This window comes from Streptomyces sp. NPDC048516 (assembly GCF_043199875.1).
Taxonomy (GTDB): domain Bacteria; phylum Actinomycetota; class Actinomycetes; order Streptomycetales; family Streptomycetaceae; genus Streptomyces.
In genome coordinates, this window is record NZ_JBICWS010000005.1 from 166,212 (window position 1) to 192,860 (window position 26,649).

General features: G+C 72.9%; 23 protein-coding genes and 1 pseudogene. 12 read left to right on the forward strand and 12 right to left on the reverse strand.

The genetic code is table 11. The annotated features are described in order from the left end of the window. Window positions 1-3: 3 nt before the first annotated feature. Together ACGFR7_RS12475 and ACGFR7_RS12480 are read right to left on the reverse strand one after the other, a co-directional pair. Window positions 4-723, reverse strand: coding sequence for a class F sortase (locus tag ACGFR7_RS12475; RefSeq protein ID WP_393316910.1), 720 nt, complete (start codon window positions 721-723; stop codon window positions 4-6). Then, window positions 720-1,544, reverse strand: coding sequence for a hypothetical protein (locus ACGFR7_RS12480; protein ID WP_393316912.1), 825 nt, complete (start codon window positions 1,542-1,544; stop codon window positions 720-722). Before ACGFR7_RS12480 ends, ACGFR7_RS12475 begins: the two co-directional genes overlap by 4 nt. Before the next feature lie 231 nt (window positions 1,545-1,775). Here ACGFR7_RS12480 and ACGFR7_RS12485 point away from each other — a divergent pair. Next, window positions 1,776-2,012 (forward strand): annotated as a pseudogene (locus ACGFR7_RS12485) (VOC family protein); the annotation flags it as partial. 25 nt (window positions 2,013-2,037) lie between these two features. Here ACGFR7_RS12485 and ACGFR7_RS12490 read toward each other — a convergent pair. Next, a complete protein-coding gene (locus tag ACGFR7_RS12490; RefSeq protein ID WP_393316914.1) occupies window positions 2,038-2,814 on the reverse strand; it encodes an SDR family oxidoreductase in 777 nt (258 codons plus the stop codon). Between the two features lie 493 nt (window positions 2,815-3,307). Between ACGFR7_RS12490 and ACGFR7_RS12495 the strand changes: the two genes are divergently transcribed. Continuing rightward, complete coding sequence (locus tag ACGFR7_RS12495) at window positions 3,308-4,723, forward strand: MFS transporter (protein WP_393316917.1); 1,416 nt, start codon at window positions 3,308-3,310, stop codon at window positions 4,721-4,723. Between the two features lie 104 nt (window positions 4,724-4,827). Here the strand turns inward: ACGFR7_RS12495 and ACGFR7_RS12500 are convergent, their stop codons facing one another. The 3 genes from ACGFR7_RS12500 to ACGFR7_RS12510 all read right to left on the reverse strand — a co-directional run bounded on the left by ACGFR7_RS12500 (window position 4,828) and on the right by ACGFR7_RS12510 (window position 8,501). Then, window positions 4,828-5,022 (reverse strand): CsbD family protein, encoded by a 195-nt coding sequence (locus ACGFR7_RS12500; protein ID WP_393316919.1) that lies wholly within the window; start codon window positions 5,020-5,022, stop codon window positions 4,828-4,830. Between the two features lie 131 nt (window positions 5,023-5,153). Continuing rightward, window positions 5,154-7,244, reverse strand: a complete 2,091-nt coding sequence (locus ACGFR7_RS12505) for a helix-turn-helix domain-containing protein (RefSeq protein WP_393317596.1) — start codon at window positions 7,242-7,244, stop codon at window positions 5,154-5,156. A 462-nt stretch (window positions 7,245-7,706) separates the two neighbouring features. After that, on the reverse strand, window positions 7,707-8,501 hold the full coding sequence (locus ACGFR7_RS12510; protein WP_393316922.1) for a 3-hydroxybutyrate dehydrogenase: 795 nt from the start codon (window positions 8,499-8,501) through the stop codon (window positions 7,707-7,709). Between the two features lie 396 nt (window positions 8,502-8,897). On the opposite strand from ACGFR7_RS12510, the gene ACGFR7_RS12515 reads away from it, so the two are divergent. Beyond that, window positions 8,898-9,476: a hypothetical protein gene (locus ACGFR7_RS12515; protein WP_393316925.1), complete on the forward strand. Its 579-nt coding sequence runs from the start codon at window positions 8,898-8,900 to the stop codon at window positions 9,474-9,476. 269 nt (window positions 9,477-9,745) lie between these two features. Here ACGFR7_RS12515 and ACGFR7_RS12520 read toward each other — a convergent pair whose 3' ends face one another. From ACGFR7_RS12520 to ACGFR7_RS12530, 3 genes are all read right to left on the reverse strand, one after another. Continuing rightward, entirely contained in the window at window positions 9,746-10,285 is a 540-nt protein-coding gene (locus tag ACGFR7_RS12520; protein ID WP_393316927.1) for an NUDIX domain-containing protein, read from the reverse strand. Between the two features lie 170 nt (window positions 10,286-10,455). Then, the gene (locus tag ACGFR7_RS12525; RefSeq protein ID WP_393316930.1) at window positions 10,456-11,073 is read right to left on the reverse strand and encodes a hypothetical protein; all 618 of its coding nucleotides are present in this window, start codon (window positions 11,071-11,073) and stop codon (window positions 10,456-10,458) included. Window positions 11,074-11,190: 117 nt separating this feature from the next. Next, window positions 11,191-12,039 (reverse strand): glutamate racemase, encoded by an 849-nt coding sequence (locus tag ACGFR7_RS12530; RefSeq protein WP_393316933.1) that lies wholly within the window; start codon window positions 12,037-12,039, stop codon window positions 11,191-11,193. 368 nt (window positions 12,040-12,407) lie between these two features. Here ACGFR7_RS12530 and ACGFR7_RS12535 point away from each other — a divergent pair, with 368 nt between their 5' ends. Further along, on the forward strand, window positions 12,408-13,610 hold the full coding sequence (locus tag ACGFR7_RS12535) for a glycosyltransferase (RefSeq protein WP_393317599.1): 1,203 nt from the start codon (window positions 12,408-12,410) through the stop codon (window positions 13,608-13,610). Between the two features lie 45 nt (window positions 13,611-13,655). On the opposite strand, the gene ACGFR7_RS12540 is transcribed toward ACGFR7_RS12535, so the two are convergent. Beyond that, a complete protein-coding gene (locus ACGFR7_RS12540) occupies window positions 13,656-15,002 on the reverse strand; it encodes a TerD family protein (RefSeq protein WP_393316936.1) in 1,347 nt (448 codons plus the stop codon). Window positions 15,003-15,248: 246 nt separating this feature from the next. Between ACGFR7_RS12540 and ACGFR7_RS12545 the strand changes: the two genes are divergently transcribed. From ACGFR7_RS12545 to ACGFR7_RS12560, 4 genes are all read left to right on the forward strand, one after another. Continuing rightward, on the forward strand, window positions 15,249-15,731 hold the full coding sequence (locus ACGFR7_RS12545; protein WP_393316939.1) for a DUF6643 family protein: 483 nt from the start codon (window positions 15,249-15,251) through the stop codon (window positions 15,729-15,731). A 47-nt stretch (window positions 15,732-15,778) separates the two neighbouring features. Beyond that, a complete protein-coding gene (locus ACGFR7_RS12550; RefSeq protein WP_393316941.1) occupies window positions 15,779-16,603 on the forward strand; it encodes an MOSC domain-containing protein in 825 nt (274 codons plus the stop codon). Window positions 16,604-16,776: 173 nt separating this feature from the next. Then, window positions 16,777-17,370 (forward strand): hypothetical protein, encoded by a 594-nt coding sequence (locus tag ACGFR7_RS12555; protein WP_393316944.1) that lies wholly within the window; start codon window positions 16,777-16,779, stop codon window positions 17,368-17,370. Between the two features lie 168 nt (window positions 17,371-17,538). Then, complete coding sequence (locus tag ACGFR7_RS12560; protein ID WP_393316947.1) at window positions 17,539-19,971, forward strand: right-handed parallel beta-helix repeat-containing protein; 2,433 nt, start codon at window positions 17,539-17,541, stop codon at window positions 19,969-19,971. Here ACGFR7_RS12560 and ACGFR7_RS12565 read toward each other — a convergent pair. Beyond that, a complete protein-coding gene (locus ACGFR7_RS12565) occupies window positions 19,941-22,358 on the reverse strand; it encodes a hypothetical protein (protein ID WP_393316949.1) in 2,418 nt (805 codons plus the stop codon). The two genes, ACGFR7_RS12560 and ACGFR7_RS12565, sit on opposite strands and share 31 nt — an antisense overlap. A 358-nt stretch (window positions 22,359-22,716) precedes the next feature. Here ACGFR7_RS12565 and ACGFR7_RS12570 point away from each other — a divergent pair, with 358 nt between their 5' ends. Further along, a complete protein-coding gene (locus ACGFR7_RS12570) occupies window positions 22,717-23,562 on the forward strand; it encodes a DeoR/GlpR family DNA-binding transcription regulator (protein ID WP_393316952.1) in 846 nt (281 codons plus the stop codon). A 63-nt stretch (window positions 23,563-23,625) separates the two neighbouring features. Beyond that, window positions 23,626-24,099, forward strand: coding sequence for an SRPBCC family protein (locus ACGFR7_RS12575; protein WP_393316955.1), 474 nt, complete (start codon window positions 23,626-23,628; stop codon window positions 24,097-24,099). A gap of 61 nt (window positions 24,100-24,160) precedes the next feature. On the opposite strand, the gene ACGFR7_RS12580 is transcribed toward ACGFR7_RS12575, so the two are convergent. Next, on the reverse strand, window positions 24,161-25,390 hold the full coding sequence (locus ACGFR7_RS12580; RefSeq protein WP_393316958.1) for a PLP-dependent cysteine synthase family protein: 1,230 nt from the start codon (window positions 25,388-25,390) through the stop codon (window positions 24,161-24,163). 242 nt (window positions 25,391-25,632) lie between these two features. Between ACGFR7_RS12580 and ACGFR7_RS12585 the strand changes: the two genes are divergently transcribed. Continuing rightward, window positions 25,633-25,920, forward strand: a complete 288-nt coding sequence (locus ACGFR7_RS12585; RefSeq protein WP_393316961.1) for a hypothetical protein — start codon at window positions 25,633-25,635, stop codon at window positions 25,918-25,920. Between the two features lie 186 nt (window positions 25,921-26,106). Beyond that, a complete protein-coding gene (locus ACGFR7_RS12590) occupies window positions 26,107-26,625 on the forward strand; it encodes an ATP-binding protein (protein WP_393316964.1) in 519 nt (172 codons plus the stop codon). Window positions 26,626-26,649: the final 24 nt, after the last annotated feature.

Consider the following 26,649-nt stretch of genomic DNA (forward strand, 5'->3'; position numbering starts at 1 on the left):
GGCTTACGCACTGCCCGTGAGGCTGGCGAACACCACCACGTTGTCGGGGTAGTAGTGCCGGCCCTCGTTGTACTGGCCGCCGCAGGTGATCAGGCGGAGGCCGGCCCGGTCGATGTTCTTGTACACCTCGACCGTGGGGAACTTGTTCTTCGGGTACTGCGCGACACGGTCCACGGTGAACTTCGCCGTCTTCCCGTCCTGCCGGGCCACCTCGATGGTGTCCCCGGCCTTCATCGTCGACAGCTTCTCGAAGACCGACGGCTTGCCGTTCCAGGAGACATGGCCTGCGATCACGGCCGGTCCCTGGGAGCCGGGCGTCGGCCCCGGCCGGTACCAGCCCGCCTTGTCGGGGTCGCGCGGGGTCTCCATGGCCCCGTTCTTGTGCTGCCCCAGCGTCTCCAGCGTGGAGGAGACCTGGAGCGACGGGATGGAGAGCCGTTGCGGAACGGACTTCGGCATGCTCGCGGCGGCCTGGCTCCCGGATCCTTCACCCGTCGCTCCGTCCTGGGACGCGTCCCCGCCCTGGGCCGGGTCCCCGCCCTTGGCCGGGTCCCCGCCCTTGGCCGGCGGCTGGCCCGCGGGAACCGGCGGAGGCGACGCCGTTTCCTGTCCTCCGCACCCCGCGACGAGCACGCTCGCCAGTGCCGCGGCGATCGCGCAGCCGAGCACGCGGTGGCCCCGGCGCCGTACGGTGATCACGCTGTCCTCGCTCCGGCGGCTCATGCGGCGCTCCCGTTGCTCCCGGGACGCCCGGCGGCGAGCACGGTCTTCCGGCGCCGCATGACGGTCAGCACGCCGGTCAGCGCCACGAAGGCGACGCCTCCCGCACCCAGCACGGCCAACGGCACCCCTTGCTCCTCGGAGGGCCCGGTTCCGGTCTCGACCCCGCCGACCGGTATGGATCCCACCGCAGCGCCTTTGACCTCACCGCAGTTGGTCGGAGCGGTGGCCTCCTGGGGAAGCTTCGGATCGAGTTCGCTCTTGCCCGCACCGTCGAAGTCGTACTTCTGGTTGTTGTTGCGGTCGATGCCGTGCTGCACGATGTGCAGGTCCTTGATGTGGTCGACCACGGCCTGGGAGACGGTGAGCGTGCGCTGGTAGGAGAGCTTGCCCTGCGCGTCCGCCACGGGCATGCGGTCGACGGCCAGGCCGCTCATCATGTCCGTGGGTCCCTTGGTGGTGAGGGAGATGTTGATGTTGCCGTAGTCGACCGTGGCTTCGGTGTTGTCGATGACTCCGTCGCCGTTCGTGTCGGCGCTCGGATCCGGGCAGTGGAAGTCATGACCATCGGTGGAGCCGTGGAGGTGCTGGGCATGGGGCTGTCCGGGTACGAGTCCCTCGGACTCGATCTTCACCGTCAGCCGGTTGCCCTGGAGGCTGAGCATCGCCGTGCCCTTGGAACCGGAGTCGTTCAGCTGCGCCAGATTGATCTGGAACGCTCCGGTGCCCTCGGCGGCGGCCTGGGACGAGGCGCCCACGGTGAGGGCCATGGCGGCGGGCAGAGCGACGAGTGCGGCGAGGCGGCTGGTGCGCTTGGCTATCACGTTCGATCCTTTTCCGGCGGCCTCCGCGGGGAGGGGGGAGGCCGCACGTCGTCCGGGTCCGAGACCGACACCTCGGCGAGGTGTCTGCCGTGATTCGGAGCCGCAACGCCTCCGGATTGGTGGAGCGTTGAAAAACTTTTGACGGGCCTCTCCACGGGTCCCAGCCGGCACCGGCGCTACGCCACACACAGATCGGTCACCCGGTGGGGGGGAGATCGCACTGCGGGTGCACGGAAGCTGCCGGAACTCCCTGAAGCACCGCCCTGGGACCCGTTCGTCAACGTCCAGCTCTCCGACGGCGGGCTGCTTCCGTTCGCCGAGCCGCCGGTGGAGATCCAGATGCAGCATTACGCGTTCCTGATCGACGACGAGCTCTTCGACCGGGCGTATCAGCGGCTTGGTGATCGCGGCATCGAGCACTGCGCCGATCCGCAGATGCGGCGGCCGAGCGAGATCAACAACGAGCACCTGGTCAACGAGGTGAGACGAACCACTAGCGCAGCGTGTAACCGCCGTCCGGATAGATGGTCGAACCGGTCATGTAGCCGTTGGTGAAGAGAAACAGAACGCCATGGGCGATCTCGTCCTCGGTTGCTAGGCGGTGCAGCAGGGTGTCGTTGCGGTACTGGGTGAAGCCGGCGTCACGTTCCTGAGCCGGTCGCTGTGCCCAGAGATTGCCGTCTACGGTGCCCGGCGAGATCACGTTGACCCGCACGGGAGCGAGTTCGACCGCGAGTCCCCGTCCGAGTCCTTCGATGGCGGCATTGCAGGCGGCGTAGGCAGGAGCGGGCGCCGGCGGCCGTGCCCCCGCGGCGCCGGACATGAGGACGACGGAGCCGTCGGGCGGCAGCAGCGGTGCCGCGTACTTGGCCACGTGGTACTGACCCCAGAATTTGGAGGTGAAGGGACTCGCCGCGTCGGCGTCGTCCAGCTTCAGCATCGGCCCGACCCGATAGGACGCCGCGGTTGTGAAGACGTGATCGACCCGGTCGCGTGCGCCGAAGAACGAGGCGACGGAACGAGGGTCCGTCACATCCACCGTCTGCCAGGTGGCGGCCTCCCCCACCTCTCGTGCCGCGGCAGCCAGCTTCTCCGGTGTACGGCCCCCCAGCACCACCTTCGCTCCCGCCGCGGCAGCCTGATGAGCAACACGCAACCCGATGCCCGAACCACCGCCGATCAGTGCGACTACACGGTCGGTTAACTCATGGCGGCGAGGTGACGCATCTGCGGGGGAGGGCGTGGACGGCACGGACATCGAAAGCCTCATCAGGGAGCAGGTGTTGGTCGTCTTCCTTAACGGAGACCGCCACTCGCATATTCCTGACGGGTACCGCACCGGCGCCGGCCGGCAGCTTCCCACCGAGTACCCCACCGGCTGGGCCCTGTTGCCTTCGTGGAACGCCGCTGGGTGCTCAGACTCAAGGGGCGCCGGTGTCGGCTGCGTGCTGCCCCCTATTGACGAGTGGGCAGTCGAGGTACAGCAGGAGGAGCAGGCAGCCCACCAGAGCTATGGAAAGACCCGGGAGCACGGAGGAAACCGGGCCGGGCGAATGGCACGGGACCATACGGCGTCTCCAGGCGCCCATGCGCCCAGAGCATGTCACGGTGCCGCTCGGCCCCCTCTGCCCGCCCCGTCATGGTGCCCGCCCGCATGCTCGGGGACCGAAGTGTGGCGTCCCACCACATACGCCTCTGAACTGCGCGTTCCTACGGTATGGCGACACGAGAACGTCCCCGTCCCACGCCAGGAAGTGGTGCCGATGCCCTCCCCAACCGCTCCCCCCGCCCCCGCCCCACCACCCACCGACCTCAAGCGCATCGTCGCCGCGAGTCTGATCGGCACCACCGTTGAGTGGTACGACTTCTTTCTCTACGGGTCTGCCGCGGCGCTGGTGTTCAACAAGCTGTTCTTTCCCGGCTCGGATCCGCTCGTCGGGACCCTGTTGTCGTTTGTGACCTACGCGGTGGGGTTTGCGGCGCGGCCCCTCGGGGCCTTGGTGTTCGGGCATTACGGGGACCGGCTGGGGCGTAAAAGGCTCCTGGTGCTCAGCCTGCTGATGATGGGCGGCGCGACGTTCGCGATCGGGTTGCTGCCGACGCATGCGACGGTCGGTACCGCGGCGCCGGTGCTGCTGACCGTGCTGCGGCTGATCCAGGGATTCGCGCTGGGCGGTGAGTGGGGCGGCGCGGTGTTGCTGGTGTCGGAGCACGGTGACGCGCGGCGGCGCGGATTCTGGGCGTCCTGGCCGCAAACCGGCGCGCCCGCAGGGCAGTTGCTGGCCACCGGTGTGCTGTCGGTGATGACGGCGCTGTTGTCGGATGCGGCGTTCGCGTCCTGGGGGTGGCGGGTGCCGTTCCTGCTCTCGGGCGTGCTGGTGATCGTGGGGCTGTGGGTCCGGCTCTCGGTCGATGAATCGCCGGTGTTCAAGGCCGCGTTGGCGAGCGCCGAGGAACGGCGGGCGGAGGGTGCCGCGGTGGAGAGGCTGCCGTTGGTGGCGGTGCTCGTCCACCACTGGCGGGATGTGCTGATCGCGATGGGCGCGCGGATGGCCGAGAACATCTCGTACTACGTGATCACGGCGTTCGTGCTCGTCTACGCGACCGCGCACACCGGGCTGTCACAGCAGACCGCCCTCAATGCCGTGCTGATCGCTTCGGCGCTGCACTTCGCGGTCATCCCTGCCTGGGGTGCGCTCTCGGACCGGATCGGGCGCAGGCCGGTCTACCTCCTGGGCGCGGTCGGCGTCGCCGTCTGGGCGTTCCCGTTCTTCGCGCTGGTGGACTCCCGCCAGTTCGGGCCGCTGCTGCTCGCGGTGAGCGTCGGGCTGGTCTTCCACGGTGCGATGTATGCGCCGCAGGCGGCCTTCTTCGCGGAGATGTTCGCGACCCGGATGCGGTACTCGGGCGCCTCGATCGGGGCCCAGTTCTCCTCGGTCGCGGCCGGCGCGCCCGCCCCGCTGATCGCGACCGCGCTGCTCGCCGACTTCGGCAGCCCGGCGCCGATCGCCCTGTATGTCATCGCCGCGGCCCTGCTGACGCTGCTCGCGGTGGGCGTGGCGCGCGAGACCCGCAGCCGGGATCTCGCTGCGGTGGACGGCACGGCGACGGCCGGTGCGCTCCGTGCGACGGGCACGGGAGCGGCGGAAGGCGGGACGTCGTCGGCCGTACCGTCCTGAGGGTTGGCCGAGGGGCCGGGGAACCTGATGTTCGGCGGGGGCGTGGCGGGCCCGGGGACGCTCCGGGAGACGGGGCAGCAGGTCCGCCACGCCCCCGCCGGGCGTCAGGAGTGGTTCTTGCTCTTCAGGGAGTCCTTCATCCCTTGGACGTTCTCCTTGGCGTTGCCCATCGCGCCCTTGGCCTTGCCCTTGGCCTCGTCCGTACGGCCTTCGCTCTTCATGCGCTCGTCGCCCATGATCTTGCCGGCCTTCTGCTTGGCCTTGCCCTTCATCTTGTCCATGGCGCCTTTGTCACCCATGACGAACTCCTCTGTGCGGTGGGAAGGGGGAAGCTTCGGCCACCACGCTGCCGCAGGTCGCGGCGGCGCGCACCCGGAGGCGGCTATCGGTACGGACCGGACGCGGGCGCGGCGCGGAGCACCGTCCCCGTCTACCCGCCGGTATCGCCCGTCACGGCGGAGGACAGCTGGTGCAGCCGCAGCGCCAGTTGGATTTCCAGGGCGCGCGCCGGCGTCTGCCATTCGGGGCCCAGCAGCCGGCTCACCCGCTCCAGGCGCTGGGCGACGGTGTTCACGTGGACATGCAGGGCGTCCTTGGTACGGGCCGGGCTCATCCCGCAGGCGAAGTAGGCACCGAGGGTGCGCAGCAGCTCCGTCCCGCGGCGGGCGTCGTAGTCGGCGACCGGGCCCAGGGTGCGGTGGACGAAACCGTCCACATCGCGGGTGTCGGCGAGCAGCAGGCCGAGGAAGCCGAAGTCGGCAGCGGCCGCCCCCTGGCCCGCCCGGCCCAGTACGCGCAGCGCCTCCCGGCAGCGCCGGGCCTCGGCGTAGGCGTCCGCGACCGCCGCGGGGCGGGCGGCGGGGGCCGGGACCGGGGCCGAGGCACCGACCGTGACGGGCTGGTGCAGCGCGGCCCCGAGCCGGGCGGCGATCTCGCGGGCGGTGTGCGCCGGGTCCCCGTCGGGGCCGAGCGGCAGCAGCAGGACGGCGCCGCCGTCCCGTTCGGCGGCCAGTCCCTGGCGGGTGGCGGCGAGATGGGAGGCGGCCGACCACAGGCGGCGGCGATCGGCGCCGTCGGGAGGGGAGGAGGCCCCGTCCGGTGAGGCCCCGTCCGGTGGGGCCCCGTCCGGTGAGGCCCCCTCGGGTGGGGCCCCCTCGGGTGAGGAGGCAGCATGCGGCGGGGAGGCGGCCGTCGGCGGGGAGGCGGCGTCGCGGTCGGATATCGCCGCTCCGTACGCCGGGGGTGCGCTGACCCCGTGCGCCGGGGGTGCGCTCGCTCCGTGCGCCGGTGATGCAGCGTCTCCGTGCCCCGGTGGTGCACCGTCGGTCCGGGCCGCCAGGACGACATGCGGCGCATCGAGGTCCGCGCCGACCCGGGCCGCGCGTTCGCCGAGCAGGCGGGGGTCACGGTCGGCGGCGTCCAGCAGGTCGTCCAACAGCTCGCCGCGCACGCGCTGTTCGGCCTCGCCGGCGGTCCGCCGGGCGAGCAGGAGCAGCGAGGTGACCATGGCGGCCCGCTCCAGGGTGCGCTGGTCGACCGGATCGAGAGCCGGGTGACCGCGCAGGACGAGGGCGCCCAGGACCTCGCCGCCCGCCCCGACCGCCGCGACCCATTCGGTGCCCTCCCTCACGGCGTGGCCGCCGACGCGCGAGCGTTCCAGTGCCTCGGCCGGTGCCCGGCCGGGGTCGGCGAACTCGACCTCGCCGTGCAGGACTTTTGCCAGCGCGTCCGCCACGTCCATGACCCCGCCGCCGCGCAGTACCAGTTCGGTCAGCCGGTCGTGAATGTCCGAGGCTCGCTCGACGGCCGAACTGCGGTCGCGGATGATCTCGTTGGCGGCCTCCAGTTCGGTGAGAGTCTTGCGGGTCCCGGTGAGGAGGTTGGCGGTGTCGATCGCGACGGCGGCATGCGCCGCGTGGGCGGCGAGCAGGGCGATCTGACCGTGTTCGAAGACCCGCTCGCGGCGGTCGGCGGCGAAGAGGACCCCGATCACGCCGCTGCCGAGCATCAGCGGCACCCCGAGGATCGCCACCAGGCCCTCGTCGTGGACGCCCGAGTCGATGGTGCGGGTGTGCCGGAACCGCTCGTCGTGGAAGTAGCTGTCGGTGACGTACGGGCGGGCGGTCTGCGCGACCAGCCCGCCCAGGCCTTCGCCCATGCCGAGCCGCAGTTGCTGGAACCGCGCGGAGACCGAGCCGTCGGTGACCCGCATATAGGTGTCGCCGGCGGCGGTGTCGTGGAGGGTGAGGTAGGCGACCTCGGTGCCCAGCAGGGACCGGGCCCGGCGCACGATCGCACGCAGCACCGCGTCGAGGTCGCGCAGCCCGGCCAGGTCGTGGGCGGTGGCGTAGAGCGCGGACAGCTCGGCCTCGCGCCGTCGGCGGTCCTCCAGCTCGGCACGTACCCGCAGCGCGAGGAGCTTGGCCCGCTCCAGTGCGGCGAGCCGACCGGCCGGCTCGCCGTCGGCTCGGGCGCGCAGCACCGGCCGTTCGTAGTCCTCGGCGGGGGCGCCGGTGGCCAGGAGTCCGAGGAAGGGGTTCTCGGCCGGGGCGGGGGCGAGCGGAGCGGCTGGGGTAGAGGCGGGCGGGTCGGCCGGTGAAGAAGCGGGCGGGTCGGCCGGGGAGGAGACGAGGGGGTCGGCCGGGGCGTGGCCTTGGCCGTAGGGATCGGGAGCTTGCGGGCGTGCGTCCACGAGGCCGGGCCCCGACGGACGTGTACCCACGGGGCCGGGCGCCGATGGATGTACGTCTACGAGGCCGGGTGCCGGCGGGGGCACGGCGTGCACGGGCTCGGGGGGCGGCTCGGACGCAGGCTGATCGTTGGGCATGGTCACAGGGATACCTTCGGTGCGTCACGGTGCGCCAGCCTCCGCGGCCGGGAACCGGGAGCCGGGAGCCGGGAGCCAGGGACCAGGAACCAGGAGCCGGGGGGACCGGCAGGGGCGAACCGCGAACCGCGAGCCGGATCCCGGCCCGGCGGGCACTCAATGCGCGGTCCAGCCCCCGTCCATCACCAGCGAGGTGCCCGTCATGAAGGAGGCCTGGGGAGTACAGAGGTAGGCGACGGCCTCGGCGACCTCCTCCGGTTCGAGCAGCCGCTTGAGGGCGGAGTCGGCGAGCAGGAGGTCGGCCAGGACGCGTTCCTCCGGGATGCCGTGCGCCGCGGCCTGGTCGGCGAGCTGCCGTTCGACGAGAGGGGTGCGGACATAGCCGGGGTTGAGGCAGTTGCTGGTGACGCCGTGCGCGGCGCCCTCCAGGGCGGCGGTCTTCGACAGCCCTTCGAGGCCGTGTTTGGCCGCGACGTAGGCGGACTTGAAGGGGGATGCCCGCAGGCCGTGCACGGACGAGATGTTGATGACGCGGCCCCAGCCCTGCGCGTACATATGGGGCAGGGCGCCCCGTAGCAGCCGGAAGGGCGCCTCCAGCATGACGGTCAGCACCTGGTGGAAGACCTCGGGCGGGAACTCCTCGATGGGGCGGACGAGCTGGAGGCCCGCGTTGTTGACGAGCAGATCGATGCCGGCCGCGACCCGTTCGGCCGCGTCCAGATCGGTGAGGTCCAGCCGCCGGGGTTCGATGCGACCGCGGCCGCCGTCCGGGTGAGCCGCCACGAGGCCGGCCAGGCCGTCGGCGTCGCGGTCGACCGCGACTACCGTGGCGCCGGCCGCCGCCAGCCGCAGGGCACAGGCGCGTCCGATGCCACTGGCCGCGCCGGTGACGAGCGCGGTGCGGCCGTCGAGGTCGAGGGATACCGGGCCTGGGGTGCCGATCACGGTCATGTCCGCACCCTAGGCAGCGGACGGGTCCGGCTCCGATGTGCCCCGGCGCCACACTTCGCGGGCCTGAGGTGGCGGCGGACCACGTCAGACGGGGCGGCCGTGGCGACGGACCACGTCAGATGGAGCGACCGTGGCGACGGACCACGTCAGATGGAGCGACTGCGGCGGCGAACCACCTCAAATGGGGCGGCCCACGCCAGAGGTGGTGCCCGCACCCGCACCCGCCCGCACCCGCCATGGCGGGCCGCGAGCCGCCGTTCCTCGCGCCCACCCGCTTCACCCGATCGGTCGCCCCGGATAGCCGGCGCCCCGGTGGGCCCCTAGCGTCGTACGACGCAGCGTTCCGTCTGCGCACCGCCGCCCTATCCGCGCACCGCCGCCCCGAGGGAGACCGACATGCGGAGGCTCATCGCCGTGCCGACGGTGCTGCTCGCCCTGGCCGCGGCGGGCTGCGGGGACGCGGAGAACGACCGGAGCCCGACGGCCGCGGCGTCGTCCGCCGCGGGCAACGGTCCGGCACCCGACAGAACTCCGGACGAGGACACCGGCTCCGCCTCCCCCACCATCCCCGGGCAGCCGATGGACTGCGGCGAGCTCCCCGACGCGCTGGGCAAGGCAGGGGACGTCGTCCTCTACGCGGATCCCGGGGCCGGCGGCACCGTGGGCTGCGACGAGGCCCGCCGGGTGATGTCCGAGTTCTTCGTGCGGGCGCCGCACGAGGCCCGGGACGACCGGGGCACCCTGGCCGTCCGGGGCTGGTTCTGCCAGTACGGGAGCGGCCCCACCGGCACCTGGATCACGACCTGCCGCAAGGACAAGCGGGAGATGCACACCGAGGAGCCGGCCGATCAGCCCTCCGACCCGGGGCGGTCACGGGAACCCGGCGGACCGGACGGCCCCGACGGATCCCAGCTGCCGCCGCTTCCCGGTGAGCCCTCCGGCCCGATGGACGAGCCGTCGACGGAGGAGCTGTAGGCCCCCTCCGGTCGGCCGCCGGAGCCACTGCCGGGTCTCTCGCAGCCGGGGGAAGGAGGCTGGAGACGAAAACCGGAGAAGGAAACCGGAGGGAGAAGGAAACCGGAGAAGGAACCGGCCGGGGGAAGGAAGCCGGCCGCCGCCCCGGGGAGCTCCGGGCCCCACCCCGGGGAGCTCCGGGCCCCACCCCGGGGAGCTCCGGGCCCCACCCCGGGGAGCTCCGGGCCCCACCCCGGGGAGCTTCGGGCCCCGCCCCGGGGCGGATTTCCTCAGGCCTGGGGCCCCTCCGGTTCCGCCTCCGGCGCGGTCTCCGCCTGCGGCTCCGTCTCCGGCTCCGCCTCCATCGTGTGGAACCAGGTCGGCCCGGCCTCCAGCGCCCGCTTGATGCGGGTCAGCGCGTACTCCTCAAGCTCCGGCAGGGCGTCCACGGCGAACCAGCCCACGTCCAGCGACTCGTCGTCATTGACCTTCGCCTCGCCGCCGACCGCCCGGCAGCGCAGCGTCACGTCCATGAACTGGCAGACATCTCCATTGGGGTAGCGGGTGGGCGGCATGGTCTCGACGAGGACGACGCCCTCGGCCACGACCCGCACCGCGGTCTCTTCGTAGACCTCACGCATCGCGGTCTCGGCGGGCTGTTCGCCGGGCTCGGGGATGCCGCCGATCACCGACCAGCCACCGGTGTCGGCCCGCTTGCCCAGCAGGACGCGGCCCTGGTCATCGAAGACGACCGCGCTCACCCCGGGCAGCCAGAGCAGCTGCCGGCCGATGGAGTTCCGGAGGTCGCGGATGAATTCGGGGGTTGCCATGCTCCGACCCTACGGGACGCCCGTGACGGCCCCCTGTGCCCGGTGACGGCCCACGTGCGACCCCGGGAACGGCCCGCCTGCGATCCGGGGACGAGCCGCGTGGAGCACCGAGGGGAACGTGCCGCGTACAGCGCCGGGTGGACGGGCCGGGCGCCCCGACCGCTCGGTGCTCAGGCGCCCGCCGGGCTCCCCTTGCGCGGCCGCAGCCGGCCCCGGATGGCCCGGACGGCGCCTTCCGCGTCATCGACGGTGACGGTGAAGTCGCGTCCGTCGCCGAGCCGCACCACCACACCCTCTCCGCGGCGGACGACCACCGCCGTGCCCTGCTCGGGCCGCCAGCGGTAGCCCCAGCCGCCCCAGTGGCGCGGGGTGACCTGGGGAGTGAAATCGGCGCCGACGACGGTGTCGAGGGGGATCCGGCGGCGTGGCACCCCTATATGGCCGCACCGCACCTCCAGGCAGTCCTTGTCGATGCGTACCGCGACATGGACGTAGGCGAGCGTGCCGAAGAGCACCAGCAGGCCGACCGCGACACAGCCGACCACCGACATCACCAGGGGCGCGAGGCCCGCGGTCCAGTTGCTCTCGACGGCGAGCTCGATGCCCAGCGCAAGACAGCCCGCACCGACCGCGGCCAGCAGCCACTGGACGCGGTTGGTGGCACTGCCGTGCCAGACCTCGGGGATCTCCGCATGGGAGCCGCCGGTGGGACGCGCTCCGCTGTCGGCGCCATCGGTCGTACCAGGGTCGTCGGGGGCTGCTGCCCCCTCGTGGGGGTGGTCCCTCATGAGACGCAGCGTACGCGTCTTTGCACGCTACGGCAGCGCGTCGGACGGCCGTTCACGGCCCGGATTGCGGCGCCGCCGACGCCATGGCCGAGGTCATCGCCGACGCCATGGCCGGTGTCAGCGGCGGGCGGTCGCGGCGATCCCGTCGGCGGCGGAGTCGCCCTCGTCCGGGGCCCCCGCGGGGATGTCCGTACGGCTCTCGGCGAGCAGCCGGCCCTCGGCGAAGGTGAGCGCCGCGGCCGGCAGTCCGGCGGGGCGGCCGCTGAGGATCACGCTCAGAACGCCGGTCGGGGCGGCCGCCGGCGCCGGCTCGGCACCGATGCGGCGCAGCGCCTGGGCGGCGACCGCCTCGGCGGAGCCGTACAGGACGAGAGCGGGGGCAGCGGGCTGCTGGAGCGCGGCGCGAATCCGTTCGGCGACCAGTTCGTAGTGGGTGCAGCCGAGGACGACGCTGCGCACGTCCCGGGGGGTGCGCTGCGCGGCGGCCGCGATGGCGTCGTCGATCGCGGCCTCGTCGGCGGCCTCGATCGCGTCGGCGAGCCCCGGGCACGGTACGCCCGTGATCTCCACGCCCTGCCCGAACCGCTCGATCAGCTCCCGCTGGTAGGGGCTGCCGGTGGTGGCGGGGGTGGCCCAGATGACGACCGGGCCGCCACCGGCTGCCGCGGGCTTGACGGCCGGGACGGTGCCGATGACGGGGACATGGGGTTCCAGTTCGGCGCGGAGTGCCGGCAGTGCGTGCACGGACGCGGTGTTGCAGGCGACGATCAGGGCGTCGGGGCGGTGGGCGGCCGCGGAGCGGGCCACCGCCAGTGCGTGTGCGGTGACGTCCTCGGGGGTGCGGGGGCCCCAGGGCATACCGTCGGGATCGGAGGAGAGGACCAGATCGGCGTCCGGCCGCAGTCGCCGCATGACGGCGGCCGCCGCGAGCAGCCCGGTCCCGGAGTCCATCAGCGCGATCTTCACCCGGACACTTTACTCAGTCGCGCGTCCGGCTTGTATACCGGGCGCGGCGGCGGGCCCGCCGGGGCAGAGCGCGGGCGGCGGGCGGCCCGCCGGGGCAGAGCGCGGGCGGCGGGCGTCCCGCCGGGGCAGAGCGCGGGCGGCGGGCGTCCCACCGGGGCCTCCGGCCCGGCCCGGGTTCCGTGACACCGGCCTGGCCCGGGTTCCGTGACACCGGCCTGGCCCGGGTTCCGTGACACCGACCCGGCCCCGGTTCCGTGACACCGGCCTGGCCCGGGTTCCGTGACACCGACCCGGCCCCGGTTCCGTGACACCGTGCCGATCGCCCGTGCGCGCCGGTCGTGGTGCGGCAGACTGCCGCCGTGAGCGCGATGGAGTGGATCGGTGCCGGGTCGCTGCTGGCCTGGATGTGGCTGCTGCTGGGACAGGGCTTCTTCTGGCGGACGGACGTCCGGCTGCCGGAGCGCCGGGATCCGGAGCGCTGGCCGTCGGTTGCGGTGGTGGTCCCGGCGCGGGACGAGGCCGCGGTGCTGCCGGACAGCCTGCCGTCGCTGCTCGGGCAGAAGTACCCGGGCCGGGCGGAGGTGTTCCTGGTCGACGACGGCAGTACGGACGGGACCGGCGCACTGGCCCGGGAGCTGGCGGCCGCGCGCGGGGGGCTGCCGCTCACGGTGTCCTCGCCCGGCGAGCCCGAGCCGGGGTGGACGGGGAAGCTGTGGGCCGTACGCCAGGGGATCGCGCTGGCGCGGGAACGGGTCGCGCCGGAGTACCTGCTGCTGACCGATGCGGATATCGCGCACGAGCCGGACAGTCTGCGGGAGTTGGTGGCGGCGGCCCGGTCGGCGGACCTGGATGTGGTGTCGCAGATGGCGCGGCTGCGGGTGGTGACCTTCTGGGAGCGGCTGATCGTGCCGGCCTTCGTGTACTTCTTCGGGCAGCTGTACCCCTTCCGGTGGGTCAACCGTCCCGGGGCGCGGACCGCGGCGGCGGCCGGTGGCTGCGTGCTGCTGCGGCGGGAGGCGGCGGAGCGGGCGGGCATTCCGGAGGCGATCCGGCACGCGGTGATCGACGATGTGACGCTGGCCCGTGCGGTGAAGCGCTCCCGGTCGAACGGGGGCATCGCGCAGCGATCCGGCTCGGGGCGGCGGCAGGCGACGGGCGGGCGGATCTGGCTGGGGCTTGCGGACCGGGTCGACAGCGTGCGGCCGTATCCGCGGTTGGCCGAGCTGTGGCGGATGGTCTCGCGCAGTGCCTACGCCCAACTGCTGCACCAGCCGTTGCTGCTGCTCGGCACGGTCCTCGGTCTCGCGCTGGTGTATCTGGCGCCGCCCGGCGTGCTGGTGGCCGGACTCGCCGACGGCGATCCGACGGCCGCCGCGCTCGGCGGGGCGGCCTGGGCGGTGATGTGCGGGACGTATGTGCCGATGCTGCGCTACTACGGGCAGCGGCCGTGGTGGGCGCCGCTGCTGCCCTTCACCGCGCTGCTGTATCTGCTGATGACCGTGGACTCGGCGGTTCAGCACTACCGGGGGCGCGGTGCGGCCTGGAAGGGACGGACGTACCCGGCGCCCTGAACAGCCCCCGGTCCCCCGGTCCCCCTGGTCCCGCCGGTCCCGCCCTCATTTGCGGGCAGGTGACCAGTCCAGGCCCCAGCCGTAGGCGTGGTCGACGGTGCGCTGCGGACTGACACCGGGCTCGGGGACGAGGTAGCGGGCCTCGCGCTGGACGACGAGCTCGCTGCCGGTGTTGGTGATCAGGGCGAGCGCGCAGACTGTGGAGGGCACCGTGCAGGTGTCGAGCGAGAAGTCGACCGGGGCACCGTGCTGGGGCTGGAGGGTGACGGTGGCGCTCAGGCCCTCGAAACTGCGGGCGCCGGCGTAGACGGTGACGAAGATCAGGACGCGCTTGATGCGTGCCTGATGATCGAGGTTGATGGTCAGGTTCTCGCCGGCCGCGACGGCGCCGGTGCGGTCGTCGCCGTCGAGCTGGATGAACGGCGGGGCGTGCAGGGCGCCGAAGTTGTTGCCGAGCGGGTGGACCACACCGGCGGCGCCGTCGGTGAGTTCGTAGAGCGCGCACAGGTCGAGGTCGAGCTCGCCGGACGGGGGCAGCAGCGACCCGCGGGCGCCCATGGCCTGCATCGCCTTGCGGCCGAGCGTCTTGCCGAGTCGCTTGCCCGCCGAGCCCGCGCTCCAGTTGAGGTTCACCCGCATCGCCCCGGAGGTGCCGCCCTGCTTCGTCAAGGAGACGGCGGGGGCGTCCTTCGTGAGGGTGACTTTTGTCAGACGAACGGGAGGGGCGGGCGGTGCGGGCGCGGGCTGCCCCGGCGGGGGCATCGGGGGCCCGGGCGCCACAGGCGGGGCCATGGGCGGCGCGGGCGGCGGAGTGCCCATGGCGGTCGGCGCGGGAGCCGGGGCGGGCGGCGCGGACCGTTGCGGCGCCGGTTCCTCGACGCTGATGCCGAAGTCGGTGGCCAGTCCGGCGAGGCCGGTGTCGTACCCCTGCCCCACCGCGCGGAACTTCCAGGCGCCCTGGCGGCGGTAGAGCTCGCCGAGCACGAAGGCGGTCTCGGAACCGGCGTCCCGGCTGTCGAAGCGGGCGATCTCGGCGCCGCTCGCCGCGTCCAGCACCCGGATGTGCAGGCCGGGGACGCTCCCGAAAGGGCCGCCGTCGGCGGAGGCTGCCAGCACCACCGTGTCGACAGCGGGTTCGACCGAGGCCAGGGCCACGGTGAGGGAGTCGGTCATCGCGCCGCCGGACGCGCGCTTGCCGTCATGGCGTACGGCACCGGAGGCGTGCGCGGCCTGGTTGTAGAAGACGAAGTCTCCGTCGTCGCGGACCTTTCCGGACACCAGAAGCAGGGCGGAGGCGTCCACGTCCAAAGTCCCCGGGGCGGCCTGCCAGCCCAGCTCCACCCGGACCTGTGGGGCCGGGACCGGAACATTGCTGCCCTTGAGCATCGACATCGCCGCGCCTTCCTCTCGTCCGCCGCGCCCCCTCTCCGGTGGCCCCTCCAACCTACTTGGCCCGAACCGCTCCGAACGCCCCTTGTTCACCTGCGAGAAGCGGGGTCTTTACACGATCCCTACGGGCGATCGCGACCGATTTCCACAAGTTCGCTCCCATTGGTGCTCCAGAGCCGCTCCGAACACGCAAAACAACCCTCTTTCCAGGCTCCCCAATCGGCACATCGTGGGCTTAACTTATGAGGCATGACGTCCCCCCGCTCTACCTACGGCGGCTACTACGCTTCGCCTTCCTTCCCGGACACCCCGATCTACGACAGCCTCGTCGCCGAACGTGGTACGCCGCAGATCGCCCCGATCCGGGTGAACCCCTCCCCTTACGAGACGGGTTCGTCCTATTTGCCGGCGCTCCCGTCGGCGCTGCCGGCCCTTCCGGCCGCGCCCTCCTACCCGTCGCCCGCGCAGGGCTATCCGGGAGCCGCCGCGCAGCCGGTCGCCCCGCTGCAGCAGGCTCCGGCGCCGTACATCCCGCAGCAGGCGGGCAGCCGCGGCTACCAGGCCCCGCAGCAGACGGGCGGCCGCGGCTATCCGTCCCCGCAACAGCAGCAGCCCCAGCGCCCGCCCATGGGCACGGGGTACGAGGCGATGCGTCCGGCCGCTCCGGTCGCGCCCCGGCCCGCCTCGCCGTACGACGATCCGTACGGCCGGCAGTATCCGCGCGGGTACTGACCCGGCCGGTCGGTCAACTGTCCGAGGCCGCTGGCAGGATGGATGGCATGCCGAAGCCTGCGCTCCAGTCGATCCATCTCTACCCGGTCAAAGCACTGGCGGGGCCCGGTCCTGGCGAGGCGGTCGTGGAGCCGTGGGGGCTCGCCGGGGACCGACGCTGGATGCTGGTGGACGCGGCGGGCAGGATGATCACCCAACGGCAGCAGCGGACGCTCGCGTTGGCGCACGCCGAGGGGCTGCCGGGCGGCGGCCTGCGGTGCACCGCGCCCGGGAGGGAGCCGCTGACGGTCGAGGCGCCCGTCTCCGGGGAGACGATCCCGGTCGAGGTCTGGAAGGACGTGGTCGAGGCGGTGCCCGCCGGCCCGGCGGCGGATGCATGGTTCGGCGGGTATCTCGGCGCCGAGTGCCGGCTGGTGCATCTCGACGCCCCGGAGAAGCGCCGGCCCCTTGCCCCGGACTGGGGAGCGCCCGGTGACACGGTCAGCTTCGCCGACGGCTTCCCGCTGCTGCTGACGACCACCTCGTCGCTGGATGCCCTCAACTCCCTTGTCGCGCAGGGTGATCACGCCGACGAGGGACCGCTGCCCATGAACCGATTCCGGCCCAATGTGGTGGTGGACGGCACCGCCCCCTGGGCGGAGGACGACTGGCGGCGGGTCCGCATCGGCGCAGTGGTCTTCGAGGCGGCCGAGCCCAGCGCACGCTGCGTGGTCACCACCACCGACCAGTGCACCGCCGAGCGCGGCAAGGAGCCGCTGCGCACCCTCGCCCGGCACCGCCGCTTCGGTGACCGGCTGGTCTTCGGCCGCAATCTGATTCCCCGCGGGGCCGGCACGATCCGGGTCGGCGACCCGTTCGAGATACTCGGCTGACGGGCCCGCGCGGCTGTCCGCCATGGTCGCGCCGTGAGCGCCCCGGGACATGTGCCATACGTCCGGTTGTCGCTCTTTGTACGGGGTGAAGTTGCTCGCTCTTCGCGGAACTCTCGCATGGACCACCCCTGATGAGGTATCCACGGACACGGAGAGGGGGCACGATGCGAGCGATGAGAGGTGTATGGCGCCGGCGGCGCAATCCGCTGTGGCGCCGGACCGATCGGATCGAGGCCTGGACGGCGCTGGCCGCCGCCGTGCTGATCGTCCTCGGGGCGACCTCCGTGGGCTGGTTCGCCGGACGGGCCGCACACGGCGCGCTGCTGACGACCGTACGGATACAGCACCAGCAGCGGCATCTGGAGTGGGTCACGGTCGACCGGCTGATCTCCCGGACCCCGCTCGACCCCGATCCCGAGACCTCGTCGCAGCGCGATGCGCACCGCCGGGTCCTCGCCCGCTGGACGGCCCCGGACGGCACTGCGCACATCGGGCAGCTCGCCGCTCCGCGCCCGGTGGAGACCGGTGAGCGGTTCCGGATCTGGACGGACGGCCGCGGCCGGGTGGTGCCGCGGCCGATGGACGCCGACACGGCGGCCACGCATGCGGTACTGGCCGGTCTGGGCACCGCGGCCGGCGTCGGCATGATGATCGAGGGTGCCCGGCGGATGGTCGTCTGGCAGCTGATGGTGCATCGCTTCCGCCGCTGGGACGAGGAGTGGGAGCGCGCCGGACAGGACTGGGGCCGGGCCGGCGCGGGGAGTTGATCAGGCCGCCTTCCGGGGTGCCTGACCGTGTCAACTGCCGCCCGCCGGGCGCGCTACGGTGGTGGCGCCAGCCTCTCGGCTGGGGCCCCGCAGACCGGAAAGCGGACATCCGCGGACGGATGGTGCCGGGCCGACAACAGCCGCACGAGGTGGGGGCACGACAGCGCCATGGCACAGGGCTCGGTCCAGGTGACGCACTCCGGAACGTCGCGTTGGCGACGCCGCACGGGGGAGTACAGCTCGCTCGCCGCCGCCCTGGAGGCCGCCGGGGACGGTGATGTGCTGACCATCCCTGCCGGTACCTACCGCGAGAATCTGGTGCTGGTGCGCGCGGTGACCCTGCGCGGCCCGGACGGGGCACGCGGGTCGGTGCGGATCGCCCCGGCCGACGGCGTGGCGCTGACGGTACGCGCCTCGGCCACCGTCCACGATCTGCATCTGGAGGCGGCGGACTCCGCCTCGCCCGCGCTGCTGGTGGAGGACGGCGCCCCGGAGCTGACCGGTCTGCGGGTGGTGACCCGCTCGGCGTCCGGGATCGAGGTCCGCGGGGGCGCCCGCCCGACGGTGCGGCGCTGCACGGTCGACAATGCGGGCGGGGTGGGCATCAGCGTCCTGGACGGCGCGGGCGGCGTCTTCGAGGAGTGCGAGGTGATGGCCGCCGGGCAGACCGGGGTGGCGGTGCGCGGCGGGGCCCATCCGCGGCTGGAGAACTGCCGGATCCACCATGCCTCGGGCGCCGGCCTGTCGGTCAACGGCGAGGGCAGCGCGGTCGAGGCGGTGGGCTGCGAGCTGTACGAGATCAAGGGCGCCGGGATCCAGGTGGCCGCGCGGGCCACCGGCCACCTCACCGACTGCACGGTGCACCGCACCTCCGCCGACGGCGTCACCCTGGACACCGACGCGGTGCTCACGCTCGCCGACTGCGACATCCACGACATCCCGGAGAACGCGGTCGATCTGCGGTCGCGTTCGGTGCTGACGCTGACCCGCAGCACGGTCCGGCACTTCGGGCGCAACGGTCTGTCCGTATGGGACCCGGGCACGCGGGTGGACGCCAACCAGTGCGAGATCCACGACAGTACGGGCGACTATCCGGCGGTATGGGTCAGCGACGGCGCCACCGCCCTGCTGGACTCGACGCGGGTGCACGATGTGCCGGATGCCCTGTTCGTGCTGGACCGGGGCTCTCGCGCCGACGTCGTGGACTGCGACCTCGCCCAGGTCCGCAACACCGCGGTGTCGGTCAGCGACGGGGCGACCGTACAGCTCGACGACTGCCGGATCCGGGACGCCGCGACCGGTGCGTGGTTCCGCGACCACGGCAGCGGCGGCACGCTCGCCAACTGCACCATCGACGGGGCGCAGACCGGGGTGATCGTCACCAAGGGCGCGGACCCCACCATCGAGGGCTGCACGGTCAGTTCACCGGCCGAGGCCGGCTTCTACGTCTCCGCGGAGGGCCGCGGGACCTTCCACGGCTGCCGGGTCACCGGGAGTTCGGGGTTCGGCTTCCATGTGATCGACGGCTGCCGTACGGCGCTGACCCGGTGCCGTACGGAGCGGTGCGCGCGCGGCGGCTACGAGTTCGCCGAGGGCGGCGCCGGGCAGGGCGACGGGCCGACGGTCCAGGACTGCACCAGCGACGAGAGCCGCGCCGTACAGGCGCCGGCCGCCGGGGCGGTGACGGCCCCCGCGGTGCAGCAGGCCACGCAGACGGCAGGGCTGCTGGGCAACGTCCCGGCACAGGTCCCGCCCGCCGCCCCGGCCGCCCCGGAACCGGCCGTCAGCAGCCGGCCCTCCGACGAGGTGCTGGGCGAGCTGGACACCCTGGTGGGGCTGGAGAGCGTCAAGCGTGAGGTCCGCAGCCTGATCAACATGATCGAGGTGGGGCGCCGGCGCCAGGAGGCGGGCCTGAAGGCCGCATCCGTCCGCCGCCACCTGGTGTTCACCGGCAGCCCCGGCACCGGCAAGACCACCGTGGCGCGGCTGTACGGCGAGATCCTGGCGTCCCTGGCGGTGCTGGAGCGCGGGCATCTGGTCGAGGTGTCCCGGGTGGACCTGGTCGGCGAGCACATCGGGTCGACGGCGATCCGCACCCAGGAGGCCTTCGACCGGGCACGCGGCGGGGTGCTGTTCATCGACGAGGCCTACGCCCTCTCCCCCGAGGACTCCGGACGCGACTTCGGGCGGGAGGCCATCGACACCCTGGTGAAGCTGATGGAGGACCACCGGGAGGCCGTGGTGGTCATCGTGGCGGGCTACACCGCCGAGATGGAGCGCTTCCTGGCGGTCAACCCCGGTGTGGCGTCCCGTTTCTCCCGCACCATCACCTTCGGCGACTATGCGCCCGAGGAATTGCTGCGGATCGTCGAGCAGCAGGGCGAGGAGCATGAGTACCGCCTCGCCGAGGGGACCGGCGAGGCGCTGCTGAAGTACTTCACGGCGCTGCCCAAGGGGCCGTCGTTCGGCAACGGCCGTACCGCGCGGCAGACCTTCGAGGCGATGGTCGAGCGGCACGCGGGACGGGTGGCGGAGCTGCCCGCCCCGAGCACCGACGACCTCTCCCTGCTCTACGCGGACGATCTGCCCGAACTCCCCTGAGCGGGACGGCCGTCGGCACAGTCGTCGGCGGGCCGCTGTCCCGGCAGATCCGGACCGAGCCGGGCGATCAGTTCGGCGCGCACCCGGCCGAAGACCGGGTCCGCCTGGTAGTCGCCGTGGCCCAGGATCTGGGCGGGCAGCGGGTTCTGCAGGGTACGGCCGAAGGCGAGCGGGTCGCGCAGCGGGCCCTCGTCGATCCGGCGGCCGTCGTCGCAGGTGAGCCGGATCGGGCCGCCGATGGGGTCGGTGAAGCGCCACAGGTTGCGCCAGTCGTCCATCTGACGGTGCAGTCCGGTCAGCGCGGGCGGCCCGAAGAAGGCCGGGAACCAGCGTCCGTAGAGCCGTTCCAGGGGACTGCCGTACGTCAGCAGCGCGACCCGGCTGCGGGTGACCAGGTCCAGCTGCCAGACGGCGGCGGCCGCCAGCACACTCCCCTGGGAATGCCCGGAGAGCACCAGCCGGCCGTCGAACCGCTCGGTCCAGGTGGCCATCCGCCAGGTGAGGTCGGGAACGGCGCGCTCGGCGTAGCAGGGCGGTGCGAAGGGGTGGGCGGCGCGCGGCCAGAACGTGCCGACGTCCCAGAGGATGCCGATGGTGCGGCGGGCCGAGTGGTCGCGGTAGGCGCGCCGCCCCATGGTGATCAGCAGTATGACGCCGGCGCTCATCAGCCAGGAGCCCAGGGATTCCGCGGTCTCGGCGGCGGCGTGCACGACCGGCGGCGCGCCCTCGGTGGCGCGGCCCGGCGCCCGGTCGCTGAGCCAGGCGCCGGCCACCGCGCCGGCGCCGAGGACGAGGGTGACGGCGGCGGTGGCCGCGACCAGGACCGGTGCGGAGTCGGTGAGTCCGGCGCCGGCGATGGTGCCCGCGATCCGCTTCGTACGGCGCTCGTCGGGATGCTCGCGGGGGTCGTAGAGCCCGGGGACGTCCTTGGCCACCCGGCCGCCGACGATCACCACGCGGACGGCGGCGAGCACGACCACGATCGCGACGACCACCAGCAGGACGGGGATGACCGAGGCCTGCCAGGACAGCAGCACCGGCGGCCCGGGGATGGGAGCGTGGTCCTGGCCGGGCGTCGCCCCGCCGTCCAGCCAGTCCGCGAACCGCTGCGCCACTCCCCCGGACAGCACCCCGCCGACCGCACAGGCCAGCAGGGCGACGGCGGGCCCGCCCATGCCGCACAGGGCGGTCCGGGCGTCGTCGGGGGCGGAGCGCTGCAGGACCCAGGCGGTCAGCGCCAGCGCGAGGACCAACAGGCCCTGGAACACGGCGATCCCGCCGAAGGCGGCGGCACCGGGCAGGGCACCGTGACTGTGGGCTCCGGGGCGCGCCCAGCCGGTGTGCACGACGATCAGCGCCAGCGCACCGAGGGCGGCGAACGGCAGCGCCCGCACGACCAGATGGTCGGACTCGTTGTCCGGTACGGCCTCGCTGCGGGCGGTGCGCCACACAACCACGACGGTGGCGGCCGCGAGCAGGATGACCACGGCGGTCAGGGCCCGGCCGGTGACCGCGAGGGCGGTGTCGCCGCCGTGCCCGTCGGTCTGTGCGCCGGCGCCGAGGAGGACGGCGGCGATGGTCAGCACGCCGGCCGTGGTGTGGGCGGCGCGCAGCCGGGCGACCAGCCGGCGGCCGTACCAGAAGCCGTCGAGGCTGAGCGCGGTGCGCTCGGCGACCGGGGTGTCGCGGGAGGTGCCGGGCCTCCGGGGCGGCGGCGAGGCGGACTCGTAGGCGCTCCACGTACGGCGCGAGAGCCACCACAGGAAGCCGATGACGAGCAGCGGCACCATGGAGGCCAGCGCGAGACGGCGGCCCGGGGCGCTCCACCAGCCAAAGTTGTCGGGGCTGAGGAAGCCCATCCAGGATTTGTCCGCGGAGCAGACGGTGGTGCCGGCGCACTGCCAGGCGGTGAGGTCGAGGGCGACCTCGCAGGCCGCGGCGGCGAGCAGAACGGTGAGGGTGAGGGCGAGGATGCGGACCAGAAGGTCGTAGAGCCGCTGGGCCGGGTGCTCGGGCGGGGCGGCCGGGCGCATCCAGTGGGCGAGGTTGGCGACCATGAAGGGCACCAGGAGCAGCCACAGGGCACGGGCTCCGTTGCCCGAGGTGAGGTTGGACCAGCAGTACGCCTCACGGACCGGCTCGCCGCGGTAGTCGTCGGGCCGCTGCTCGGCGTCCGCGTCGTCCGTGCGGCGGTAGCAGGCGGCGGTGTCGTCGCCGGTGATCAGTTGGACGCGCGGGTCGCCGAGCATCTCCTGTGCGGTGGTGCCGCCGACGCCGTGCACCAGCAGCTCCAGGGAGAGGTGCGGCGGTGCGGCGGGCGGCGGCCCGTCTGCGGTGCTCTCATGGTCCGTTGGGCGCGCGTGCGGTGTCGGGTCCGCGGTCTCCACTGTTGTCCCCCGTCGTCGTGCTCGGACGTCGTGCCTGAAAGCGTGCTCTGAGGTCGTGCTCCGAGGTCGTGCCTCGCATGGGTGCGGTGCGGCGCCGTGCGGTGCGGCGGAGCGCTGTGCGGTGCGGCGGTGCGCACTGCCGTGCGGCGCCGGATGCGCGCCCCCGGATTGTCTCTTCCCCCGCGGAGCACATCCAGCCCCCACACCGGCCACCGGCCTCCGGCCACCGGCCCTCGCCTCCCCCGTCATCAGCATCGCTGTCAGTACCTCGTGCGAGGATGAGGGCACCAGTGATCGCAGGCGGCAGCCAGCGCGTACGACCCGGCACAACGAGCCGGGGCGGAAGGGACGGGCCGGGGTGAGCGACAACCAGAACCTCCTCGCGGAGCAGCGGCGGGCCCTGATTCTCGACGAGATCAGGCGGCGCGGAGGGGTGCGGGTCAATGAACTCACCCGCAAGCTGAACGTCTCGGACATGACGGTCCGCCGTGATCTGGACGCCCTGGCCCGCCAGGGCCTGGTGGAGAAGGTGCACGGCGGCGCGGTACCGGTCAGCGAGCCGAGCGCGCACGAGCCCGGCTTCGAGGTGAAGTCGGCGCTGGAGCTGAGCGCCAAGGAGGACATCGCCAAGGCGGCGGCCGAGATGGCGGCACCGGGCAGCGCGATCGCGCTGGCGGGCGGCACGACCGCGTTCGCGCTGGCACAGCAGTTGCTGGACGTACCCGATCTGACGGTGGTGACGAATTCGGTACGGGTGGCCGATGTGTTCTACGGCGCGCAGCGGGCGGCGGCCAGCGGCGGCGCGGGCCCCCGGGCGGGCGCCGCGACCGTGGTGCTGACCGGCGGAGTGCGTACGCCGTCGGACACCCTGGTGGGTCCGGTGGCGGACGCCGCGATCCGGTCCCTGCACTTCGATGTGCTCTTCCTCGGGGTGCACGGCATATCGGTGGAGGCGGGGCTGTCGACGCCGAACCTGGCGGAGGCGGAGACCAACCGCCATTTCGTGCGGTCCGCGCGCCGGGTGGTGGTGGTCGCCGATCACACCAAGTGGGGCACGGTCGGGCTGAGTTCGTTCGCGACGCTGGATCAGGTGGAGGCGCTGGTGACGGATGCCGGGCTGTCCGCCGAGGCGCGCGCGGAGTTCGCCGAGCTGCCACCGGAGCTGGTGGTGGCCGGTGAACCGTCGGCCGCCACAGACAGTTGACATACCGTCAGCTATCGTGAGCGACGCAGGCCCGCCGACCGTCCCGTAGGGGGTGCTCGTACCATGGCACGCCGACTCCGTCCCGTCGAGCTCGACTTCGCCGAATCCGCCCCGCTGCGGCTGGTGTTCACCGCTGAGGTCGCCGCGCCGCCGGAGGCGGTGTATGCGGCGCTGGCGGACGACGTGGCGGGCTGGTCGTGCTGGTTCACGGGCGTGGCACGGTCGGCGCCGGCACACGGCGGCCGGGGCCGGGAGGTGCGGCTGACCGGCGGCACCCGCTTCACGGAGACGGTCCTGGCGGCCGAGCCCGGCGCGCACTACGCCTACCGGGTCGACACCACCAACGCCCCGGGCCTGCGGGCCCTGTTGGAGGACTGGCGGCTGACGCCCACGGACGGCGGTACCCGGCTGCGGTGGATGTTCGCGGCGGACGGCCCGGCGCCGTTCCGCTTCCTGCTGACACTGGCCAGGCCCGGCCTGGGCCGCGCCTTCAGGGAGTCGGCGCGGGCCCTGGACCGCAGGCTCGCCAGAGCCTGACGCGGCCCCGGCGTGGATTCCGCACCACGGGCTCGGACCGGCGGACGCCGCCGCCCTGCCCTCAGACGGGCCAGGAGCCGGTGGCCAGGAACGTGTCGAGGGTGCGTGCGTAAGGCGTGATGTCCAGCCCCTGGGAGGCCAGCCAGTCGTCGGAGTAGTACTTGTCGAGGTAGCGGTCACCGGGGTCGCACAGCAGGGTGACGACCGATCCCCGGCGGCCTTCGGCGACCATCTCCGCGACGATCTTCAGGGCGCTCCACAGCCCCGTGCCGGTCGAGCCGCCCGCCTTGCGGCCGATCGCGGTCTCCAGGGCGCGTACGGCGGCGATGCTGGCCGCGTCCGGCACCTTCATCATCCGGTCTATCGCGCCGGGCACGAAGCTCGGTTCCATACGGGGCCGCCCGATGCCCTCGATGCGGGAGGCGGTGGCGCAGTCGGTCTTGGCGTCGCCGGTGAGCCAGCCGTCGAAGAAACAGGAGTTCTCCGGGTCGGGGACGCAGACGCGGGTGTCGTACTGCATGTAGTGGACATAGCGGGCGATGGTCGCGGAGGTGCCGCCGGTGCCCGCGGTCGCCACGATCCAGGCGGGCTCGGGATAGCGCTCGAGCCGCAGCTGCTGGTAGATCGACTCGGCGATGTTGTTGTTGCCGCGCCAGTCCGTGGCCCGTTCCGCGTAGGTGAACTGGTCCATGTAATGCCCGCCGGATTCCGCGGCGAGCCGGGCGGAGACCTCGTACACGGTCCGCGGGTCCTGCACCAGATGGCAGGTGCCGCCGTGGAACTCGATCAGCCGGGTCTTCTCGCGGCTGGTGGTGGCCGGCATCACCGCGATGAACGGCACTCCGATGAGCGAGGCGAAGTACGCCTCGGACACGGCCGTGGAGCCGCTGGAGGACTCGATGACGGGCTTCCCGGGGCGGATCCAGCCGTTGCACAGCCCATAGAGGAACAGCGAGCGGGCCAGTCGGTGCTTGAGGCTTCCGGTGGGGTGCGTCGACTCGTCCTTGAGGTAGAGGTCGATGCCCCACTCCTCCGGCAGCGGGAAGCGCAGGAGGTGGGTGTCGGCGGTGCGGTTGGCATCCGCCTGGACCTTGCGGACGGCTTCTTTGAGCCAGCTTCGGTAGGCCGGATCCGTGCGGTCGCCGTCCACGGTCGGCATCGGGGTCCCGGCGACCGCCCCGGCGACAGGCCCGTCGGACGCCGGGGAACCGGCCACGGCCTCGGTCGGGATCGGGGTACCGGCCACGGCCTCCTGGTCGGGCCGGCTCTGCGGCTGCTGTGCGGTGCTCACCGGCGCGCTCCTCTGGGGTTCGAAGACCCGCACACAACAGCGGGCCGACTCCGACTATAACCACCGTCCGCACCCTTCTCACCTGCATAAACATCACTTTGGGATACCCCAAGGAGGCCGTGGGGCGGGGCCGTGGCGCACCGTGCGCGCCAGGGGCACTGGTGCGACGGACGCCGCACCGGCAGACTTCCCCCCAAGGGGCGGTGGAGGGCAACTGCCCGTCTCACCGAGGAGGTGCCGGCATGGCGGAACCTGAGTTCAACGCGACCGGCGTACGGATCGAGCGATGGCTGCGATCCTTGACCCGCGCCGGACAGGTCGTCATCTCGGACGGCAGGCTGGCGCTGCTGACCAGCTACGGCACGGAGATCGACAGCGCCCCGCTGCAGGCCGTACAGGCTCATAAACCGCTGTTCGCGGCGCGGGACCGGGCGCTCGCCACGCTCAACGGCCACCGCTATTCGCTCACCCTGGGCACCCCGGAACTGTTCTTCAAAGCCCTGGAGGCGGCGCGGCCGCAACGCACCTGACGGGGCCCTCCGGACGCGGAGGTGCGGTTGCGGGAGCGCACCGGCTGACCGACCCTGGACTCGTATCACTGAGGGTTCACCAGCGGTGACGTTGTGGTGCAGTTATGGTGCAGCCGGCATCGCTGGATCCGATCTTCGCCCCTGCCCGGTGAGAGGGGCGCCCGGCCTCATCAGGGAGTCGCGGTCGTGATCAGGCAGCCCAGCAGGCACTGCACGGTGGAGCTCCAAGCCGTTCCGGCTCGCATCGGACATGTGCGCAGAATCGTCTCCGCGCAGCTGCGGTACTGGCGCCTCGACGCCTTGATAGACCCGGCGGCGCTCGGCGTGACCGAACTCCTCGCCAATGTCCACCGGCACGCCCGACCCAGCAAGCAGTGCACCGTGGAACTGCGCGTTCTTCTTGATCAGTTGACGGTCTCGGTGCATGACGAGGATCCACGGCTGCCGCGGATCCGGGTCGCGGAGAGCTGGGAGACCTGTGGTCGCGGCCTGGCGCTGATCGCGGCGCTCAGCGAGAGCTGGGGAACGCGCCCGGACGGCGGCGGCAAGGTCGTGTGGTTCACTCTTCCGGCCCTGACCGCCGCCCCCGAAGAGGCCCTTACGGTCCGCGGCTATCTGGAGCCCCTGCCGCTGGAGGACACCGGTGCGGCAGCCGGTACGGCGACCGGTCCGCGCTCGCGGACACGGGGCACGAAGGTCGGCTGACGGGCCGGGCCCACGGTGGACCCG